Annotated in this window: 6 protein-coding genes; 1 reads left to right on the plus strand and 5 read right to left on the minus strand. The window is 61.2% G+C overall.

From position 1 onward, the window contains the following. Window positions 1-141: 141 nt before the first annotated feature. The 3 genes from CKO40_RS23390 to CKO40_RS23400 form a co-directional block, all read right to left on the minus strand. On the minus strand, window positions 142-354 hold the full coding sequence (locus tag CKO40_RS23390; protein ID WP_200348864.1) for a type II toxin-antitoxin system HicA family toxin: 213 nt from the start codon (window positions 352-354) through the stop codon (window positions 142-144). Between the two features lie 2 nt (window positions 355-356). Further along, entirely contained in the window at window positions 357-560 is a 204-nt protein-coding gene (locus tag CKO40_RS23395) for a type II toxin-antitoxin system HicB family antitoxin (RefSeq protein WP_200348865.1), read from the minus strand. A gap of 391 nt (window positions 561-951) precedes the next feature. After that, entirely contained in the window at window positions 952-1,671 is a 720-nt protein-coding gene (locus CKO40_RS23400; RefSeq protein WP_200348866.1) for a transposase, read from the minus strand. A 223-nt stretch (window positions 1,672-1,894) separates the two neighbouring features. Here CKO40_RS23400 and hisI point away from each other — a divergent pair, with 223 nt between their 5' ends. Then, on the plus strand, window positions 1,895-2,350 hold the full coding sequence (gene hisI, locus CKO40_RS23405; RefSeq protein ID WP_200348867.1) for a phosphoribosyl-AMP cyclohydrolase: 456 nt from the start codon (window positions 1,895-1,897) through the stop codon (window positions 2,348-2,350). Window positions 2,351-2,615: 265 nt separating this feature from the next. On the opposite strand, the gene CKO40_RS23410 is transcribed toward hisI, so the two are convergent. Both CKO40_RS23410 and CKO40_RS23415 read right to left on the minus strand, forming a co-directional pair. Further along, window positions 2,616-2,837, minus strand: coding sequence for a type II toxin-antitoxin system HicA family toxin (locus CKO40_RS23410; RefSeq protein WP_200348868.1), 222 nt, complete (start codon window positions 2,835-2,837; stop codon window positions 2,616-2,618). Continuing rightward, window positions 2,837-3,043: a type II toxin-antitoxin system HicB family antitoxin gene (locus tag CKO40_RS23415; RefSeq protein WP_200348869.1), complete on the minus strand. Its 207-nt coding sequence runs from the start codon at window positions 3,041-3,043 to the stop codon at window positions 2,837-2,839. The genes CKO40_RS23410 and CKO40_RS23415 overlap by 1 nt, the downstream gene beginning before the upstream one ends. Window positions 3,044-3,290: the final 247 nt, after the last annotated feature.

Consider the following 3,290-nt stretch of genomic DNA (forward strand, 5'->3'; position numbering starts at 1 on the left):
ATCAGTGGATGAAAGCGCATGGCTATGCCTAAAGCGTCGTGTGCTCCCTTCTTGTGAATCGCCTAGTGCGGACCCGCATGCTAGGTGGTGTGGGGAGGGCGGGCTAAACACCCGCCCTTACCCGATTAGCGCATCTACGCATCAGAGCAATTCTTTAAACTCTGCTACGGACAGCCCAGCATCTCTGACGATTCCTCCGAGCGTAAAGGCGTTCACAGGATTGCCCCTCGGAATAGTCAGAATGCGCGTTCCATCGGACATAATGATGTGTTTGCCTTCACGTACGATGCGAAAACCAGCTTTCTGAAGGGCGCGCACAGCATCACGGTGCTTGATGCCAGGAATCTTGGGCATCTTTATGCTGCCACTTCAACTTCCCGTACTTCGGCGTCCTCGGTCTCGGCGAGTTCAGAGGAAACGGAAAGATAGTCAGCTATCGCTTCCGCGATGTTTGCAAGCGCCTCCTGCTCTGTATTGCCTTGCGACCAACACCCCGGCAAGCCTGGGCACGAAACGCTGAAACCTTCATCTGTCTTCTTGAGAGCAACTTTGTATCGCATAGTCGCCTACAGGTTGTGCATGGTAGTGGGCGGGTGGGGCGCTCCGGCGTAGGGACTCCGGTCGCCCGGAGCCCCCGCCACAGTCCCGGACGTGCAGCTTTTTCCCGCATCCGGTTCCTCGGTTGTACTCGCTTTCGCGCGAGCAGGGAAGTTGTCATGCAAACACCAATTCCCGTTGCGCGCTGCGGGGCGTGATGATGCCGGGACGGGCGACGCCGAAGCGTTTGCAGGCGCGCTTGAACGCCTCCCACGTGTAGCTTCGGCGCTTGCCCCCGCGTCGATTCAGCTATTTGAACGCGGCGACGACGGCTGCGGTGTGGAACCGCCACAGGTCGGACGAGGGAAAAACCGGGACCGGGGAAAAACCGGGACAGACCACGTTTTCTGCCTGCTAAAGCGCCAACTCCCGTTGCTCGCCGGGCTCGGTCTCCGTGCGCGGCCGTCCCGGCGCGCCCCTCCAGGTCCGCCGCCCGATCATCGCCGCGATCTGCCGCTCGAATTTCGGGCTGCCAAGCACGAAGCCGCCGTTGGTGCACGCGCGCAGGCGCTGGAGGAGTTCGGCGTCGAGCACATCCTCGAACAACTCGCGATAGGCCGCAAGGCGCACATCCTTAGAACCGCCAAGTGCCTGGTACAGCACATGCGGCATCACCAACGAATCGCTCGCGCCCAGCGCATTGGCCCGGTAGCTCGACCAGGGATAGTCGCCGGGCACGGCCACCATCGACGCGCGGACCGGGTTCAGCTCGATGTAGCGTTGGCAGGCGAGCAAGTAGGTGTCCGCCTCGATCAGCGCCGAGCGGAACCGCCCCTCGAACAAGGCCCCGCTGCGGCGATAGGTCCGGTTCACATGTTGCACGTAGCGCTGTCCGAGGCGCTTCATCACCGCCGGCACCCCCTCCCGCCGCGCCGGCGTCATCAGCAGATGCAGATGATTGGTCATCAGCACATAGGCATGTAAGGCCACACCTTCCGCCGCTGCGATGGCCCCGAGCCACTCCAGGAACAGCCGCCGATCCTCATCCGCGAAGAACACCGCCGCCCGGTCGATCCCACGCAAGATGACATGCATGGGATAGCCGGCGGCGACGATGCGGGCACGTCTGGGCATGTGGCAATCGGCGGGGAAGCCTGGAGGTGATGCAGCGAGTCTAGCAGAAAAACGTGGTCTGTCCCTGTTTTCTGGACGTCCGCTTCGAAGCGGCGTCCCTCGTTGACGACCTGCGCATTGACGATGAGTAGGCTAGACCTGCGGACCTCCTGCGGGGCGCGGCGGCCTGGCACCGGCGCGGTTTGCTAATCTGCCCAGTCTACCCGCAGACGAGAGCCGAGACATGAGCCCGCACGAGCAGACCCAGCCGCCCCCGATCAAGTCCAATGAGCGCGCGAAGACCGGCGACAGCCTGCCCTGGGCCGAGGTGCGCGCGAGCCTCGAGCTGACCGCGGACGGGCTGCTCCCGGCCATCGCCCAGCAGCACGACACCGGCGAGGTCCTGATGATGGCCTGGATGAACCTCGAGGCACTCGACGAGACGCTTGCGACGGGGCGCGTCTGCTACTGGTCTCGCTCCCGCGGCAAGCTGTGGCGCAAGGGCGAGTCCTCCGGCCAGGTCCAGCACCTCCAGGAGCTCCGCCTCGATTGCGACGGCGATACGCTGCTGCTCTTGGTCGACCAGACCGGACCGGCCTGCCACACGGGCCGGCGCATCTGCTTCTACAACGCCGTGCGCGGCGACCGCGTCGAGGTCGTCGCCGAGCCGTTGATCGATCCGGAGCAGCTGTACGAATAGACGCTCAGGATCCCGGAGACCTCTATACCAGGCGATCCATCGGTAGGATAGGCAAAGCCCCTTGCAGAACGGTGCAGAACTGCGAATGAGGTCGCGGGCGTGCCCATCCAACGCGGCTGGTACAGGCCGAAACCTACCTGCCGTCTGTCAGCGCTACCTCGCGCTGAACCCCGTGCGGGCCGGCATGGCGGCCCAGAGCCCTCGAAGGGCTCTGACCCTTTTCCGGACCCCCTTTTCCGGGTACGGCGTCGCCTTTGTGTTAGCGCTAAAGTCTCTCATTGAATTCCGAAACTGTGAGACCAGATGCCCTTATTAACGTGCGAAGGGTTCCCCTTGCTACTTCTTTATGATCTGGAACCGATAATGTCGCAATACTGTCGTCTTTTACCAGAATGATGTGGCTTCCTTTTTGGCGAGCGACGTTCCATCCAAACCTTTCGAACACTCGAACGACTTCCCTTCCGCTCAATCTTGGCATAGGAGGCATCAGGCAGCTACCTCGACTTGCCTGGTTTCAATGGTCAATGGAATTCCTTTTTCTGCACGTACCTCTAAGCATAGTTGAATGGCTTCCTTGATGTTGTCTAACGCTTCATCTTTTGTTGCGCCCTGACTAACGCAACCCGGGATCGAAGGACATTCCGCAATCCATGCGCCGTCTTCATCCCGATCAATCGTTACCGAAAATTTCATGGCAGATCACCCGCTGGTTGTGGTTCGTGTGTTGCTAAGTCTGATGGGTTGCGAGCAGAGGCCTTGATCACAACTCCGTCCAAAACCCAGCACAGCGCTGCGAGATGAGCGAGAAGGGGGATGGCAGAACCCCCGAAATCTCTTACCCTTGGAAGTGGAAGCTCACCGAGGGTCAAGAGCGATGTCCGAAGGCTCTGCCACTGATGACTTTAGTCCAGTCCTGGCGGCTTCGCCAGAGGCGCGGCGA

The organism is Halochromatium glycolicum, from assembly GCF_016584085.1.
In the GTDB taxonomy this organism is placed as follows: Bacteria; Pseudomonadota; Gammaproteobacteria; order Chromatiales; family Chromatiaceae; genus Lamprobacter; species Lamprobacter glycolicus.